At 61.1% G+C, this 14,815-nt stretch carries 16 protein-coding genes; 5 read left to right on the top strand and 11 right to left on the bottom strand.

Features of this window, described 5'->3' with window-relative positions; genetic code table 11:
* Window positions 1–5 precede the first annotated feature (5 nt).
* On the bottom strand, window positions 6–1,106 hold the full coding sequence (locus ACSPX5_RS00420) for an efflux RND transporter periplasmic adaptor subunit (RefSeq protein WP_323159944.1): 1,101 nt from the start codon (window positions 1,104–1,106) through the stop codon (window positions 6–8).
* Between the two features lie 94 nt (window positions 1,107–1,200).
* On the opposite strand from ACSPX5_RS00420, the gene ACSPX5_RS00415 reads away from it, so the two are divergent.
* Window positions 1,201–1,836, top strand: coding sequence for a TetR/AcrR family transcriptional regulator (locus ACSPX5_RS00415; RefSeq protein WP_169429040.1), 636 nt, complete (start codon window positions 1,201–1,203; stop codon window positions 1,834–1,836).
* A 105-nt stretch (window positions 1,837–1,941) separates the two neighbouring features.
* On the opposite strand, the gene ACSPX5_RS00410 is transcribed toward ACSPX5_RS00415, so the two are convergent.
* Window positions 1,942–2,724, bottom strand: coding sequence for a class I SAM-dependent methyltransferase (locus ACSPX5_RS00410; RefSeq protein WP_439820754.1), 783 nt, complete (start codon window positions 2,722–2,724; stop codon window positions 1,942–1,944).
* A 93-nt stretch (window positions 2,725–2,817) separates the two neighbouring features.
* Here ACSPX5_RS00410 and ACSPX5_RS00405 point away from each other — a divergent pair, with 93 nt between their 5' ends.
* Complete coding sequence (locus tag ACSPX5_RS00405) at window positions 2,818–3,432, top strand: energy transducer TonB (RefSeq protein WP_207866793.1); 615 nt, start codon at window positions 2,818–2,820, stop codon at window positions 3,430–3,432.
* A gap of 12 nt (window positions 3,433–3,444) precedes the next feature.
* On the opposite strand, the gene ACSPX5_RS00400 is transcribed toward ACSPX5_RS00405, so the two are convergent.
* The 6 genes from ACSPX5_RS00400 to ppc form a co-directional block, all read right to left on the bottom strand.
* The gene (locus ACSPX5_RS00400; protein ID WP_207866794.1) at window positions 3,445–4,281 is read right to left on the bottom strand and encodes an isocitrate lyase/PEP mutase family protein; all 837 of its coding nucleotides are present in this window, start codon (window positions 4,279–4,281) and stop codon (window positions 3,445–3,447) included.
* Between the two features lie 30 nt (window positions 4,282–4,311).
* Window positions 4,312–5,172 carry a DUF72 domain-containing protein gene (locus tag ACSPX5_RS00395; RefSeq protein WP_207866795.1) on the bottom strand — a complete coding sequence of 287 codons (861 nt, stop codon included), beginning with the start codon at window positions 5,170–5,172 and terminating at the stop codon, window positions 4,312–4,314.
* On the bottom strand, window positions 5,172–5,480 hold the full coding sequence (locus ACSPX5_RS00390; protein ID WP_249485220.1) for a hypothetical protein: 309 nt from the start codon (window positions 5,478–5,480) through the stop codon (window positions 5,172–5,174). Before ACSPX5_RS00390 ends, ACSPX5_RS00395 begins: the two co-directional genes overlap by 1 nt.
* A 172-nt stretch (window positions 5,481–5,652) precedes the next feature.
* The gene (gene tsaB, locus ACSPX5_RS00385) at window positions 5,653–6,327 is read right to left on the bottom strand and encodes a tRNA (adenosine(37)-N6)-threonylcarbamoyltransferase complex dimerization subunit type 1 TsaB (protein WP_323159948.1); all 675 of its coding nucleotides are present in this window, start codon (window positions 6,325–6,327) and stop codon (window positions 5,653–5,655) included.
* A gap of 94 nt (window positions 6,328–6,421) precedes the next feature.
* On the bottom strand, window positions 6,422–7,072 hold the full coding sequence (gene adk / locus ACSPX5_RS00380; RefSeq protein WP_007954716.1) for an adenylate kinase: 651 nt from the start codon (window positions 7,070–7,072) through the stop codon (window positions 6,422–6,424).
* 300 nt (window positions 7,073–7,372) lie between these two features.
* Window positions 7,373–10,003, bottom strand: coding sequence for a phosphoenolpyruvate carboxylase (gene ppc / locus ACSPX5_RS00375; protein ID WP_439820753.1), 2,631 nt, complete (start codon window positions 10,001–10,003; stop codon window positions 7,373–7,375).
* Between the two features lie 214 nt (window positions 10,004–10,217).
* On the opposite strand from ppc, the gene ACSPX5_RS00370 reads away from it, so the two are divergent.
* The 3 genes from ACSPX5_RS00370 to ACSPX5_RS00360 all read left to right on the top strand — a co-directional run bounded on the left by ACSPX5_RS00370 (window position 10,218) and on the right by ACSPX5_RS00360 (window position 12,177).
* Window positions 10,218–10,562, top strand: a complete 345-nt coding sequence (locus ACSPX5_RS00370; RefSeq protein WP_323159950.1) for a pilin assembly protein — start codon at window positions 10,218–10,220, stop codon at window positions 10,560–10,562.
* Window positions 10,563–10,928: 366 nt separating this feature from the next.
* Window positions 10,929–11,333 carry a DUF4398 domain-containing protein gene (locus tag ACSPX5_RS00365; RefSeq protein WP_085697302.1) on the top strand — a complete coding sequence of 135 codons (405 nt, stop codon included), beginning with the start codon at window positions 10,929–10,931 and terminating at the stop codon, window positions 11,331–11,333.
* A 55-nt stretch (window positions 11,334–11,388) separates the two neighbouring features.
* A complete protein-coding gene (locus ACSPX5_RS00360) occupies window positions 11,389–12,177 on the top strand; it encodes an OmpA family protein (protein ID WP_169429032.1) in 789 nt (262 codons plus the stop codon).
* 65 nt (window positions 12,178–12,242) lie between these two features.
* On the opposite strand, the gene ACSPX5_RS00355 is transcribed toward ACSPX5_RS00360, so the two are convergent.
* The 3 genes from ACSPX5_RS00355 to ACSPX5_RS00345 are packed head-to-tail and all read right to left on the bottom strand — an operon-like array spanning window position 12,243 to window position 14,810.
* Window positions 12,243–12,572 carry a hypothetical protein gene (locus tag ACSPX5_RS00355; RefSeq protein ID WP_119427141.1) on the bottom strand — a complete coding sequence of 110 codons (330 nt, stop codon included), beginning with the start codon at window positions 12,570–12,572 and terminating at the stop codon, window positions 12,243–12,245.
* On the bottom strand, window positions 12,569–13,474 hold the full coding sequence (locus ACSPX5_RS00350) for an alpha/beta hydrolase (RefSeq protein WP_169429031.1): 906 nt from the start codon (window positions 13,472–13,474) through the stop codon (window positions 12,569–12,571). Before ACSPX5_RS00350 ends, ACSPX5_RS00355 begins: the two co-directional genes overlap by 4 nt.
* A 58-nt stretch (window positions 13,475–13,532) precedes the next feature.
* Complete coding sequence (locus tag ACSPX5_RS00345) at window positions 13,533–14,810, bottom strand: flavohemoglobin expression-modulating QEGLA motif protein (RefSeq protein ID WP_169429030.1); 1,278 nt, start codon at window positions 14,808–14,810, stop codon at window positions 13,533–13,535.
* Window positions 14,811–14,815: the final 5 nt, after the last annotated feature.

The following is a 14,815-nucleotide window of genomic DNA, read 5'->3' as shown; positions in this document are numbered from 1 at the left end:
GGGACTTACTCCTTGTCCGCCAGGTTGACCACGCGGTTGGAACGATCCACCGGACGCACCTGCTGCCCTTCCAGCAGCACATGCACGCCGGCGGCCACCACCCAGTCGCTGGCGTTGAGGCCTTCGAGCACCGGCACGGTTTTCTCACCGAACGGGCCGACGCGCACCGGCGTCTTTTTCAGGGTGTTGTTGGCGCTGACGACCCAGACGTAGGTCGCGCCGTTTTCGGCTGTCAGCGCCGAGAGCGGCACCGACAGCGGGATGATGTCGGCGGTCTGCACGAAGACCCGGGCGCTCTGGCCGAGTTCTGCCGGGACTTTGCCGGCAGTGAATGAAATACGCGCGGCGAAGGTACGGGATTTCGGATCGGCGGCCGGCGACAGCTCGCGGATCTGCCCGGCAAAGCGCTGGTTCTGTTGCGTCCACAGCTCCACCGAAACCGGCTGGCCGACCTTGAAGCGGCCGAAGCTTTGCTCCGGCAGGCTGATCAGCACTTCCCGTTCGCCGTCAGTGGCGAGGGTGAAAACGGTCTGCCCGGCGGCGACCACTTGGCCGACTTCCACCGAACGCTTGGCCACCACGCCATCCTGGGGCGCACGCAGCACGGCGTAACTGGCCTGATTGGTCGAGACGTTGAATTCGGCTTTGATCTGTTTGAGGCGGGCTTCGCCGGAGCGGTAGAGATTCTCGGCGTTGTCATAGGCCGAGCGGCTGACCATCTGCCGTTCCATCAGGGTCTTGTAACGATCACGCTCGGCACGCACCAGATTCAGATTGGCTTCGGCGGCGGTGACCTGGGCGCGAGTGGCTTCCAGTTGCAGGCGTACGTCTTGCGGATCAAGTTCAGCCAAGGGCTGATCGGCCTTCACCCGCTGGCCTTCCTCGACCAGTCGTCGGCTGACTTTGCCACCGATGCGGAACGCCAGATCGGGCTCGTAACGAGCGCGAACCTCGCCCGGATAGCTTTCCATCGCCTGCGCCGAAGGCTCTGGCTGTACCACCATGGCCGGTCGCACGCTGACTGGCGTCACCTCTTCCTTGCCACATGCCGACAATAAAAACACCAGACTGACTGGCACCGCAAAGGACAACGCATGGCGGAACATGGTGAAGGACCTTTCGCTAAGGAGGCTTGGAATAATTATACTGGCCGGTATGTTATTAATAGCAAACTCACCAGTCCAGTATTAAAAGCGAAGAATGTCGAACAATCTTTCCACTCCAAACGGCCCCGGCCGCCCGAAGGATCCGGCCAAGCGCCAGGCAATTCTCGAAGCGGCGAAAATCCTGTTCCTCAGTCACGGCTACGCCAACACCAGCATGGACGCGGTGGCCGCCGAAGCTGGCGTGTCAAAGCTGACGGTCTACAGCCATTTCAATGACAAGGAGACGCTGTTCTCCGCCGCCGTGGTGGCCAAATGCGAGGAGCAGTTGCCGCCGCTGTTCTTCGAATTGCCGGACGGCATCGCGGTGGAAAATGTGTTGCTGAACATTGCGCGAGGCTTTCACCACCTGATCAACAGCGATGAGTCGGTGAACCTGCATCGCCTGATCATGGCCTTGGGCAGTCAGGATCCCAACCTGTCACTGATCTTCTTCGAGGCCGGCCCTCAGCGCATGGTGCAGGGGATGGAACGTTTGCTGCGGCGGATTCACGAAACCGGCGTGCTGAGCATCGACAACCCGCACAACGCCGCCGAGCACTTCTTCTGCCTGATCAAGGGCGCGGGTAATTTCCGCCTGTTGTACGGCTGCGGTGAGCCGCTGACCGGCGAGGCGGCGGAAAGTCATGTGCAGGAAGTGGTCGGGCTGTTCATGCGGGCGTATCGCCCCTAGAAATTTGGAGTTTGGACTGGCCCCTTCGCGAGCAAGCCCGCTCCCACATTTGAAATGCATTCCAATGTGGGAGCGGGCTTGCTCGCGAAGGGCAGTAACTCGGCCTCAGGCCTTGAGCGCTTTCTTCGGATAGATATCGTAGCGGCTGGATTTGCCATCCAGCGCATGGCTCGGCTTCGGCCCTTCGATGCACGGCGCCTTGCGCGGGCGCTTGACCACCACCCGGTGCGTGGCCAGCGCCAACGCCGCTTCCAGCAAGGCCGGCGCATCCGGATCATCGCCCACCAGCGGGCGGAACAGGCGCATTTCCTTTTTCACCAGCGCGGTTTTCTCACGGTGCGGGAACATCGGGTCGAGGTAGATCACCTGGGGTGGCTCGCCCTCCCAGTTGCGCATCACGTCGATGGAGTTGCCCTTGAGCAGCTTCATCCGCACCACGATCGGCGCCACATCAAAGTCTTCCGCCGCACGGGCCAGACCATCCTCCAGCAAGGCACCGATCAGCGGCTGACGCTCGATCAGGCTCATCTCGCAGCCGAGACTGGCCAGCACGAACGCATCCTTGCCCAGCCCCGCCGTGGCATCCAGCACCCGCGGACGCACGCCCTGGGCGATACCGACAGCCTTGGCGATCATCTGACCACTGCCACCGCCATACAACCGACGATGGGCCGCGCCACCCTCGACAAAGTCCACCCGCACCGGCCCCGGGGCATCCGGCCCCAGCTGTTGCAACTGCAAGCCCTGCTCGCCAACCTGCAAGGCGAATTCGCCGTCGGCCACCTGCAATGGCAGATTCAGGCGCTCGGCCCACTGCTCGGCCTGCGCTTCGAACGCCGGGCCGAGGGCCTGGACATGGATGCGGCAGGCCGCGGGTTGCTCAATCATGGAAAACACGCTCAAAAAAGTTAAGGATCGGCAAAAACCGCCGATAACCCAATCAACGCGCATTTTGCCAGAGCTGAGCGTCGACCGAAAAAAATGTCAGGCATTCTTCCCACATCGATTGGCTACATTTCGCCCAAAGGCGATTTCAGCCGTCATAACACTCAAGCATTGGGCGGCATCAGCCACCTGTGGCAGGATTTCTTCGCCCAGGCACTGGCCGAACAATCGAGTGATGTGGTGCCGGCCTGTGGCACCTTCCCACCGGTCGATCTTGAAAGCCCTGAAGAACCCACCATCGGCAGCGAGCTGCACGCCCACATCATCGACCAGCGCGAATGCGATGTGGTGGAAACCGAGGTGCGTCCGCCGGAGCCGCTGTTCCTGCCGATCGCCGAAATCGACATGACACTGGCCGAGCCGTACCCTCCGTTCCCGCCGGAAGAAATCAAGACTCAGCAAAAGCAGCAGGATTTCGACAGCAGCTGGGTTCGTCCGGTCGTGATCAACAACGGCCAGCCGATTCCGGAACCGGGCCCTGCCCCGCAGAAAAAGCCGCTGTACCTGCCGATTGCCGAGTTCGACCTGGATCTGCTGCAGCCTTACCCGCCGTTCCCGCCGGAAGCCATCGTCGAGCAGCAGAAAGCCCTGGACTTCGATAACGGCTGGGTGCGCCCGATCGTTCAGCAGAACCTGCGCATCGCCGCCTGATTGCGCCCTGCTTCAGCCCTTGAAAAACTGATTGGCCTTCGCGTACGGCATCGACCGCGAGGTAAAACCGAACGTGCCCGACTGCTGGATTTCCTCGGCAGCCCGGAAAAACTCGCCGAACGCCGCCAGTGCCAGCGCCGAACCGGTGCTGATGCGCTTCACGCCCATTTCTTCCAACTGCTGCACGGTCAGTTTCAAGCCGCCGGACATCAACACATTGACCGGTTTCGGCGCCACTGCGCGTACCACCGCCAACACCTCTTCAGCCGTCCTCAGACCCGGAGCATAAAGCACATCGGCGCCTGCTTCGGCGAACGCCTGCAAGCGGCGAATGGTGTCGTTGATATCCGGATTGCCGTGCAGGTAGTTTTCCGCACGCGCCGTCAGCGTGAAGGGAAACGGCAACGTGCGCACTGCGCTGACGGCGGCTTCGATCCGCGCCACGGCGTGGTCGAAGCAGTAGATCGGCGCATCCGGGCGACCGGTGGCATCCTCGATGGAACCGCCCACTGCGCCCGCTTCGGCTGCTCGCAACAGACTTTGTGCGGACTCGGCCGGAGCGTCGGCAAAACCGTTTTCCAGATCCACTGCCACCGGTAAATCCGTGGCAGCGACAATCGCCCGAACGTTGTTCAAGGTTTCTTCGAGGCCAAGTGCACCATCGGGCTTGCCCTGGGAAAACGCATAACCGGCACTGGTGGTCGCCAGCGCCTGGTATCCCAGACTGGCGAGCATCTTCGCCGAACCTGCGTCCCACGGATTGGGAATCACGAAAATCCCGGCGCGCTCATGCAGGGCTTTGAAGGTCTCAGCTTTACGGAGTTGTTCTTTGCGGGCTTGGGCATCCATCGGCAGGCTCCTGGGCAGAAAAAAACCGCCTCAGAGCAGGCCAAGTTGTTCCGCGGCGGGTTCTCTGTATAGCTCAGGCAGGGATGGCAAGCCAGGCAAACGTTGCATCAGCTGTGCGTGAAAACGCTGCGCGAGCCTGGCCGCCAGAATGTTATCGGCGGTGTGCAGGAAGATGTACGGCGTACGGCCCTCTTCGATCCACTCGGCGATTTTCGCCACCCACGGCACCAGGAAGGGATCGTTGGCCTCAAGCTCGGGATGGCCGATGAAGCGCACCTGCGGGAACTGCGTGAACGCTGCCGGGCGCGTTGGTACTCGAGGTTTTTTCGATTGGGCGTGGATCACCGAAGACTCGGTGGACAGGCAACTGAACAACGCGCGCGGATCAAGGCAGATGCGCTCCACGCCGCGATCCAGCAGCAGGCGATTGAGCAGGCGTTCACTCTCACCCTTGGCGAAGAACTGCTCATGGCGCACTTCCACCGCCAGCGGTCGATCAAACGCGTCGATGAAGGCTGCCAATTCGGGGAGTCGTTGAGGGGTGAAGCTTTTCGACAGTTGCAGCCACAGCGGCGATACGCGTTCGCCGAGCGGGTTGAGCAATTGAATGAAGGTTTCGGCGGCGGTCAGTTGATCCCGCAAGTCACCGCCGTGGCTGATGTCACCGGGGAATTTGGCGGTGAAGCGAAAGTGTTCGGGCATGACCTCGGCCCAACGCTGCACAGTAGCGGGCGATGGGCTGGCGTAGAAGGTCGTATTGCCTTCCACGGCGTTGAACACTTGCGAATACAGACCGAGGAAATCGGAGGTCTTGGCGTCTACCGGATACAGATACTCGCGCCAGGCGTTTTCACTCCAGGACGGGCAGCCGAGGTAGTAAGGCAGATCCATCAGATGTACAGATCGAGGCCCAGCACATCTGCATCCCAATCGACAAAACCGGCGGTGCTCAGGTAGCTGGCCAGGGCCATGGCCACGCTTTTCTTCATCGCACGGTGATAAATCATGTCTTGTTGGCGGGCGGGCAGATTGCTCAGGCGTTGCGCTGCGTTTTTGGCAGCACGGGCGGCCAGTTGCGCCTCGGTGGGGAATTCCAGCTCGCCGTCGATATCGTCGACGGACTCATCCAGCGCCGGATTGCCTTTGCGAGGCTTGCGCTTGATGGGGTAGGACTGAGTGGAAACGCCGTCTATACGCATAAAGTCATGCTCGGTATCGATGATGGCAATTTAGCGGCACCTGACCGACTTAGCAAATCGCCGAGTGATAACTAGAACACATAAAAGACAAAAGGTTTAAAGCGCGGGGTTAGAAACGGACGATTGGCAGGAACGGGAGAACCCTGTGGCGAATGCCACAGGGTGAACGGCCTCAGCGGGCTTTCGGGGTGGCCACTTTATCGCGCAGGTAAACCGGCTGGGCGTCGTCTGCCGGGATCGACTCACCGCGCTCCCAGGCAAATCGCGCCAGGGTCAGCAGGTCTTCGGCATGAGGCAGCATGCCCGCGTCGGAACCGGTCAGGCTCACAGCGATGCGCTCGCCATAGCCCCAACCGGTGCCGGCACCGAACCAGTCGCCGGTAGCATCGTCCGCAAGTGCGGCCGCTTCCGGCGGCAACACCGCCTCGGTGCCCACCAGACGCATCTCCCCGGCGGTCTCGCGATAGCAGCCCCAATACACTTCATCCATCCGCGCATCGATGGCGGCTGCGACCTGGCTCACGCCGTGTTCGCGATAAGCACGCTGCGCCAGCACCGCCAGATTCGACACCGGCAACACCGGGCGATCCAGCGCAAAAGCCAGGCCCTGCACCACACCGATGGCGATCCGCACACCGGTGAACGCGCCCGGGCCGCGACCAAAGGCAATCGCGTCCACCGCTTGCAGCGTGGTGCCGGCGTCGGCCAGCAGTTGCTGGATCATCGGCAGCAGTTTCTGCGCGTGCAGGCGCGGGATCACCTCGTAATGGCTCGTGACCTTGCCGTCATGCAGCAAGGCAACGGAGCAAGCTTCAGTCGCGGTGTCCAGGGCCAGCAAGGTGCTCATCGATGTGTCCGTAAATCAGGTGGGGAAAAAGTGCGCCAGTATAAACAACTACGGCCCGCAAGCGGGCCGTGGATGATGCAGCGGATCAGGTTTTTCAGCTCAGCGCTTCAAGCACCTTGGCGGTGATCGCTTCAACCGAACCGACGCCAGGGATGTGGCTGTACTTCGGCTTGCCACCGTTTTTGGCGGACAGGTTCTGGTAGAACTCCACCAGCGGCTTGGTCTGCGAGTGGTAGACCGACAGGCGATGACGCACGGTTTCTTCGGTGTCGTCCTTGCGCTGTACCAGCTCTTCGCCGGTGATGTCGTCTTTACCGGCAATCTTCGGTGGGTTGTAGACGATGTGGTAAACGCGGCCGCTGGCCTCGTGAACGCGACGACCGGCGATACGCTGAACGATTTCTTCGTCTTCAACGGCGATTTCGACCACGGCGTCCAGCTCGACACCGGCAGTCACCAGCGCTTCAGCCTGAGGAATGGTGCGCGGGAAGCCATCGAACAGGAAACCCTTGGCGCAATCGGCTTGAGCGATACGATCCTTGACCAGCGCGATGATCAGGTCATCCGACACCAGGCCGCCGGCATCCATGATGCTCTTGGCCTTGATGCCCAGTTCGGTGCCGGCCTTGACCGCAGCACGCAGCATGTCGCCGGTGGAGATTTGCGGAATGCCGAATTTCTCGGTGATGAACTTAGCCTGAGTACCTTTACCGGCCCCGGGAGCTCCCAGCAGAATGACGCGCATTAGATGTGCTCCTCAATTTTTTTATAAAAAGCTTTTGCAAAACAACGGATTCGCCTCATGGGGCGAAATCCTGAAAATAGGGTCGTGACCGCCCAAACGGCCAGAGGCTGACCAAGATACACAGCAGGCTGCGCCCACACAAGACGCCAAAAGTCGGAGAAACCGGCGCCTGCCGCGACCTCGCGACGCGGTTCCCCAAGTCGCAACCCCATCATTAACTGTCGCCTGACCGCATTTTTCCCACGCTCGATAAACGGCGCCCGACACGAATCCCGGGTGCCTCGCCCCACGCAGAAAACCTTAGCCGGTATTTCGCAAACCGGCGGCAATCCCCGCCACAGACACCAGCAACGCCTGTTCCACCGGGCTGCCCTGCTCGACATTCTGCTGCCGTGAACGCGCCAGCAATTCGGCCTGCAATAGATGCAGCGGGTCGAGGTAGGTGTTGCGCAGACGGATGAATTCCAGGGTGTCCGGGCTATGTGCCAGCAGCTGCGACTGACCGGTCAGGCCGAGGACCACGGAACACGCCTGCGACAATAGGTCGCGTAAGTGCACACCCAAAGGCAGCAAGTCCGACTCAACCAGTCGCTCGTCGTAGGACAGCGCAATGTCGGCGTCAGCCTTGGCCAGCACCATCTCCAGCATGTCGATGCGGGTGCGGAAAAACGGCCACTGCTCGCGCATCTGCCCCAGCAATTCACCTTCGCCACGCTCCAGCGCCTTGCTCAGCGCCGTTTCCCAGCCGAGCCACGCTGGCAGCATCAAGCGCGTCTGGGTCCAGCCGAAGATCCACGGAATCGCCCGCAGGCTTTCGATGCCACCGGCGCGGCGCTTGGCCGGACGGCTGCCCAACGGCAGACGTCCCAGCTCCTGCTCCGGCGTCGACTGACGGAAATACTCGACGAACTGTGGATTCTCCCGCACCACGGCGCGGTAAGCGGCGACACCGTCGGCGGCCAATTCGTCCATCAGATGACGCCACTCCGGCGTCGGTGGCGGCGGTGGCAACAGGGTCGCTTCGAGCACCGCCGCCAGATACAGATTGAGGTTTTGTTCGGCGATGTCCGGCAGGCCGAATTTGAATCGAATCATTTCCCCCTGCTCGGTGGTGCGGAAACGCCCGGCCACCGAACCCGGCGGTTGCGACAAAATCGCCGCGTGCGCCGGGCCGCCGCCACGGCCTACGGTGCCACCGCGACCGTGGAACAGCAGCAGTTCGACTTGCTGCTCACGGCAGATTTCCACCAGCCGCTCTTGGGCACGGTATTGCGCCCAGGCCGCCGCGGTGGTGCCGGCGTCCTTGGCCGAGTCGGAATAACCGATCATCACTTCCTGCGGGCCTTGCAGGCGCGCGCGGTAACCCGGCAACAGCAACAGGCGTTCGATCACAGGTCCTGCGTTGTCGAGGTCAGCCAGGGTTTCGAACAGCGGCACCACGCGCATCGGCCGCAGTACGCCGGATTCCTTGAGCAGCAATTGCACCGCCAGCACATCGGAAGCGGCACCGGCCATGGAGATCACGTAAGAGCCCAGCGAAGCGCCCGGTGCCGCAGCAATTTCCTTGCAGGTGGCGAGCACTTCGGCGGTGTCGGCCGAGGGTTTGAAATGCGCCGGCAGCAACGGTCGACGGTTTTGCAGTTCGCGGGTCAGGAAGCCGATGCGCTGTTCTTCGTCCCACTCCTCGTATTTGCCGAGGCCGAGGTAATCGGTGATTTCAGTCATGGCCGCACTGTGTCGCGACGAGTCCTGACGCACATCGAGGCGCACCAGGAACAGGCCGAACGTCACGGCCCGACGCAGGCAATCGAGCAACGGCCCGTCGGCGATCACGCCCATGCCGCACTCGTGCAGCGAGTTGAAACACAGCTCCAGCGGATCGAGCAGATCGCGATTGTTGTGCAGCACATCGGCCGGGGCCGGGGTGGTCGCCGTCAAAGATGCATGGGCCCAGTTGCGCGTGGCGCGCAGACGTTCGCGTAATTGCTTGAGTACCGCCCGATACGGCTCGGCACTGTCGCCAGCCCGGGCCTTCAGCGCTTCGCTGGCTTGCTGCATCGACAGTTCGGCGGCCAGGTGATCGACATCACGCAGGTACAGATCCGCCGCCATCCAGCGTGCGAGCAGCAATACTTCGCGAGTCACCGCAGCGGTGACATTCGGGTTGCCGTCGCGGTCGCCGCCCATCCACGAGGCGAAACGGATCGGTGCAGCTTCCAGGGGCAAGCGCAAACCGGTGGCCGCAAACAGCGCCTGATCGGCCTTGCGCATGTGATTGGGAATCGCCTGCCACAGCGAATGCTCGATCACCGCAAAACCCCACTTGGCTTCGTCCACCGGAGTCGGTCGGGTGCGGCGGATTTCTTCGGTGTGCCAGGCTTCGGCGATCAAGCGTTGCAGGGTGTTGTGGATCTGCTCGCGCTCGGCACTGGTCAGGTCGCGGTGATCCTGAGCGGCCAGTTGCGCGGCAATCGCGTCGTACTTCTGGATCAGCGTGCGCCGGGCCACCTCGGTCGGGTGCGCGGTCAACACCAGTTCGATTTCCAGCCGTGACAATTGCCGGGCAAGAGAGTCGGCACTGTGCCCTTCTTGACCCAGACGGGCGAGCAATTCCGGCAGCACCCGGGACTCGAACGGCGCGGTCTGCGACTCTTCGCGGCGATGGATGAGCTGGTACTGCTCGGCGATGTTCGCCAGGTTGAGAAACTGGTTGAAGGCCCGCGCCACCGGCAGCAGTTCGTCTTCGCTCAATTGATTGAGGCTGGCGCTCAGTTCGGCGTCCATCGACCCGCGCCGGTCGGCCTTGGCGCCCTTGCGGATCTGCTCGATCTTGTCGAGAAAAGCCTCGCCGTACTGGTCACGAATGGTGTTGCCCAACAGCTCACCGAGCAGGTGAACGTCTTCGCGCAAGCGTGCATCAATATCGGTCATCAGCATCTCTCCAGCAGTAATCGGTGACGGATCGCAAGTGAGTGGATGAACAGAGAGTGCCGCTCTGCAACGCTTCTTACAAGCAGACGACGAAGGGACTTTAAACCTTGAGGGTTGAAGCTAGTCTCAAGAGTAAGCCCCACAACGGCTTGCCGCCGGCTGACGGCGGACACTCACCCAGACCTGCCACGAGCAGGTGCGACATGAGGTCATTATGAAAATCCGTGAACTCGCCCAGCATTGGGAAGAAACCGCCAAGGGTCGCCTGACCGACACCGGCTACACGATTCATCTGGATGTGGAAGCTGCCGCACGGCTGGCAGCGATTACCGAGATGTACCCCAAACGGCATGCCGAAGAACTGCTCGGCGAACTGATCGGCGCCGCCCTCGAAGAGTTCGAAGCGAGTCTGCCGTATGTGAAAGGCTCAACTGTGGTCGCGACCGACGAAGAAGGCGATCCGCTGTATGAAGACGTTGGCCCGACCCCGCGTTTTCTCGCGTTGTCGCGGCGGCATTTGCAGGACTTGTCGGCCGCTGCCGGCAAGCAGAAACACTGATTTTCGGACATCACAAAAACGGTGGGAGCGGGCTTGCCCGCGATGGCGTCAATTGGGTCACGACTGTGTTGAATTTGACGGCCTGATCGCTGGTAAGCCAGCTCCCACATGCACTGTTTTCCCCTCCGGCTCTCTGCCATTTCTGCCCGCGCGTACCTCTGAAAAACGCCAAAGTTCCCGGTTTAGAGCCTTGTCCATTCGGTCAGAATATTTTTTGGCGATAAGCCATCTTTTCTGAACTTTTGAAAAATGCCTTCGGTCGGAACAGGTAACCACGCCTGGAACGAGCGTTTCAAAACGCACTTGCACATGACGGTTGCGGCTCCGCTACCAGGATGGATTTCGAAGCTTCCAAGGAGTTAACCAATGGAGTTGAAGACCATGAAGACCCAAACCTCGTTCTCCCACCTGCGCGGTCTGAAACTGGCCGCCCTGGCCATCGGCACCAGCTTCGTGCTGGCCGGTTGCGCCGGCAATCCACCGACCGAGCAGTACGCCGTGACTCAATCGGCGGTCAACAGCGCAGTCAGTGCCGGCGGTACCGAATTCGCCGCCGTGGAAATGAAGCAGGCACAGGACAAGCTCAAACAAGCCGAAATCGCCATGCACGACAAAAAGTATGACGAGGCCCGTACCCTCGCCGAACAAGCCGAGTGGGACGCCCGTGTTGCCGAACGCAAGGCCCAGGCGATGAAGGCCGAACAGGCGGTGAAGGACTCCCAGAAAGGTGTTCAGGAACTGCGTCAGGAAAGTCAGCGCACCGTGCAGTAAGCGCGCATCCCGACCGCAAGGCTGAATCTCTTATCGATAGAAAGGACGAACGATTATGCGTAAACAACTGATGATCCCCGCTCTCCTGGCCGCAAGCGTTGCCCTGGCTGCCTGCTCGACGCCGCCGAACCCGAACCTGGAACAGGCACGCACCAACTACGCCGGCCTGCAGGCCAACCCGCAGGCGAGCAAAGTCGCGGCGCTGGAAACCAAGGACGCCAGTGATTACCTGGACAAGGCCGACAAGGCTTATCTGGACAAGGAAGACCAGCACAAGGTCGACCAGCTGGCCTATCTGACCAACCAGCGCGTGGAAGTGGCGAAGCAGACCATCGCCCTGCGCACCGCTGAAGCCAATCTGAAGAACGCCGCCGCCCAACGTGCCCAGGCCCGTCTGGACGCTCGCGATCAGCAGATCAAGCAGCTGCAGGACAGCCTAAACGCCAAGCAGACCGATCGCGGTACGCTGGTGACCTTCGGTGACGTGCTGTTCGCCACCAACAAGGCCGATCTGAAATCCAGCGGTCTGGTGAACATCAACAAACTGGCGCAGTTCCTCCAGGAAAACCCGGATCGCAAAGTGATCGTCGAAGGCTATACCGACAGCACCGGCTCGGCGAGCTACAACCAGTCGCTGTCCGAGCGTCGCGCGACATCGGTACAGGTTGCACTGATCAAAATGGGCGTCGATCCTTCGCGCATCGTGGTGCAGGGTTATGGCAAGGAATATCCGGTCGCGGATAACGGCAGCGTCTCGGGCCGTGCGATGAACCGTCGGGTGGAAGTGACCATTTCCAACGACAACCAGCCAGTGGTGCCGCGTTCGGCAGTAAGCTCGAACTAAGCGTCACACCGTAACGAAAAAGCCCCGCCTGAGTTGATCAGGCGGGGCTTTTGTTTGCCGCAGGTTTACTCTTCCAGCTTCTGCGGCGTCTCCTGCCCCATGCAGCGCACTGCCTTTTTCTGCGCGTTGATGAGCACCCCGGTCAGGCCTTTCTGTTCGGTGTCGAACAGCACCAGCACACCATCGATGCATTGCGCCACTTGCGGCGCCGGGTCCAGGGAGACCTTGTAGTCTTCGCCGGGAATGGTCTTGAGCATGGTGAATTCGTTGAGCAGCAATGCATCCTCGGGTTTGGCGAAGTGCAGGTAGCCGTAGTACCACAGGGCGCCGACGGTGCCGAGGATGCTGCAGATACCGGTGATGATCAGCGGGATGGCGTTGCGTTCTTCACTCATTGCGGACTCTCGTTTTCAGAATTCGGGGGTTGCGGGTAATTCGGGACTTCGCCGAGGCGGCGCAGTCCGTTGAAATGCTCGGGATCGTCGAGATAACGCAGCATGACCTGACGCCACACCGGGTCGCCGAAAGTCTGCACGTGCCCACCGCGAGTCAATTGCAGGACCCGGGGCGGCGGCGCAGCCTGATACAGACGGATGCCGTTGGAAAGCGGTACCAGCGGATCGTCGATACTGTGGAAGATCAGTTTCGGCACGCCTTTGAGCTGCGGCATCGAATGGATTGCGCTGTCGCTGTCCGGCACCAGCCACGACAGCGGCACCTGGAATGGCCACGTCATCCACGATGTACTCAGAGCGTATTGGCCAACACTGCGGTAACTGGCCGGAACCCCGTCGAGCACAAAAGCCTTGAGCTGTTTTTGTCTTTCCGGATGTTGCACCAGCCAATGCACTGCCATCGAACCACCAAGACTTTGACCGAGCAGAATCAGTGGCTTGCCTTTGACTTCCGGCGCCTTGTCCAGCCAGGCAAATGCAGCGTCGATGTCCTGATAGATCGCCGGCAGACTCGGCTCGCCCTCGGACAGACCGTAACCACGATAGTCCACCAGCAGCACCTGATAGCCGTTTTTCGGCAACCACCAGCTGCCGCCCAAGTGCATCGGCAGATTGCCGCCGTTACCGTGCAGATGCAGCACCGTGCCCTTGACCTCGACCCCGGGTTTGGCCGGCAGCCACCAGGCGTTCAGCTTGAGGCCATCGGCGGTGGTCAGGGTGACGGTGCGGTATTCGAGTCTGGCCTTTTCCGGGGTGAAGATCTGACCGGGTTCGGGATAAAACAGCAAGGAGCTGCAACCGCCGAGGGTCAGGAGCAGGCAAAGGATGCCGAGGATTCTCATCCGGTGAAACCTCGCAAGGTTCGGACTCCCGCGCGCCGCGCGGGAATGATCAATGGGCCTACAGGATGTTGGAGTAATCCGCCTCGATCCGGTCCAGGCTCAAGTGATTGAGGAAGTTGGAGAAGCACATCCACGCCGACAACGCATTCATGTCGCGGAACTGGTCCGGCAGGTACTTGGGCGGTACCACCAGGCCTTCGTCCACCAGTTGACGCAGGGTTCGCATGTCTTCCAGTGTGGTCTTGCCACAGAACAACAGCGGGATCTGCTCGAGCTTGCCTTTACGCACGGCCAACTGAATGTAGTTGTAAACCATGATGAAGCCCTTGAGGTAGGACAAGTCTTTGGTGAATGGCAGACCGGTCGGCGTCGATCCGCGGAAAACACGGCTGGCGTTGCCATAGCTTTCCGCCATTTCGAAGCCCTGCTCGCGGAAGAACTCGAAAATCTGCAGGAAGTCCGCCCCCTCCTCCACCATGTGAATGGCGCGGGTGCGGTTGGTCAGTTTGCGCAGGCGGCTCGGGTAGGAGGCGAAGGTGATGATTTCCATCAGGATCGCCAGGCCTTCCTGAGTCACCGTCGACGAGGGCGGGCCCTTGGACAGGAAGGTGCAGATCGGCTGGTTCAAGCCGTTGAGCGTGGTGCCGACGTGCACCAGGCCTTCGTGGACTTCCAGCGCCCGCACGTCGCGGTCGTTGAACATCGCGTCGGTGCGGATCTTGATGTAGTCGGCGCCCGCGGCCGCATCGGCGACGATCCCGTCGGACTCAAACACGCGGATGGTTTCCTCAGCCTCGCCGAACACCTTGTTCAGGCGGGTTTGCAACAGATGCACGGCGTCCTTGGCGGTAAGGGTCTTCGGTTCGTCCTTCAGGTCGCCACGACCATCGATGTTGTTCAGGTAGTCCGACATCATCAAACCGAGGTCGGCCAGCGTCGGGTCGCCGGCGTGAAACGCATCGGACGCGGCGCCGTACAGTTCCTGGGAAATCAGGCCGAAATCCTCGGTCCCGCGCGCTTCGAGCATGCGCACCACCATCCGGTATTCCTTGCACATGCGCCGCATGATCTGGCCGACCGGGTTGAACTGACCGAGCTGGCGGGTGATGTCCCGTTCGATGTTCTGGAATTCCAGCTTGACCTTGCTCGAATCAAAGGACAGCGGCCGGTTGAGGTAGTAGTCGCGATCCACCGCCGGCAATTCCTTGCCCTTGGCCTTGAGGAACCCCTTGCGGATGTTCTCGTCCCACTTGACCGCGTCGAGCACGCGGATCGGCGTCTGCGCCAGCACTATGCGATCGGACAGCGTGCGTATCGTCTGCTGGTAATCGTCCACCCGAA

The organism is Pseudomonas sp. HLG18 (assembly GCF_051903985.1).
Taxonomy (GTDB): Bacteria; Pseudomonadota; Gammaproteobacteria; order Pseudomonadales; family Pseudomonadaceae; genus Aquipseudomonas; species Aquipseudomonas fluorescens_BT.
This window is presented reverse-complemented; position numbering and strand designations above follow the sequence as displayed.